This window comes from Halorubrum tibetense, assembly GCF_042661865.1.
GTDB lineage: Archaea > Halobacteriota > Halobacteria > Halobacteriales > Haloferacaceae > Halorubrum > Halorubrum tibetense.
This window is the reverse complement of record NZ_JBHSWW010000659.1, coordinates 1-591: the sequence shown is the minus strand read 5'-3', so window position 1 is coordinate 591 and position 591 is coordinate 1. Positions and strand designations below refer to the sequence as shown.

Annotated in this window: 1 protein-coding gene; it reads right to left on the bottom strand. The window is 71.6% G+C overall.

Features of this window, described 5'->3' with window-relative positions:
* Positions 1–415, bottom strand: a 415-nt coding sequence (locus tag ACFQEU_RS17595) for a DUF7997 domain-containing protein (RefSeq protein ID WP_465261192.1), incomplete at its 3' end; no start/stop codon positions are given.
* Positions 416–591: the final 176 nt, after the last annotated feature.

The window sequence follows — 591 nt, the reverse complement described above, 5'->3', positions numbered from 1 at the left end:
CGTACACGACGAGCGAGGCGTCGTCGGCGTCGAACGCCGCGTCTTCGGCGGGGTCGATCGTCGCGTGCGTGAGGTGCGCCTCGCCGAGGGCGACGTCGTGGCGACGAACGGTCGCCCGGTCCGTCTCGTGGACGGTCTCGACGACCGTCGTGTCGTCGACGTACCGCTGCTCGGCCGCCGCCTCGTCGAACCACGTCACGTCGCCGTCGACCGCCAGCCCGAACCGGGACCGGACGAGCCCGGTCCGACCGGTGAGCGGGTAGCCGAAGTCCCGGAGCCCCCCGCCGGGGTCGACGTGGACGAGCCGCCCGTCCCCGCCGGTGAACCGTCCCGTCACGGTCCGCCGCTCGCCCGGGAAGAGCCGGCCGTGGCCGGTGGTCCGTTTGTAGTCGTCCAGCGCGTCGCGTAGTTGCATTGGTCGACGGAACGATCCCTCGCAGTATCAATCTTTGGTGTAATCGTCGTTCGTCCTTCTCGAACGGAACGCTCAAGCGGGGTGACGGCGGCGTACGGACATGCACGAACCCGGCCCGCCGCGGACGACGAGCGTCGGCCGATCGGTCGAGCTCGCGCCGCGCGACCCGGACCCGG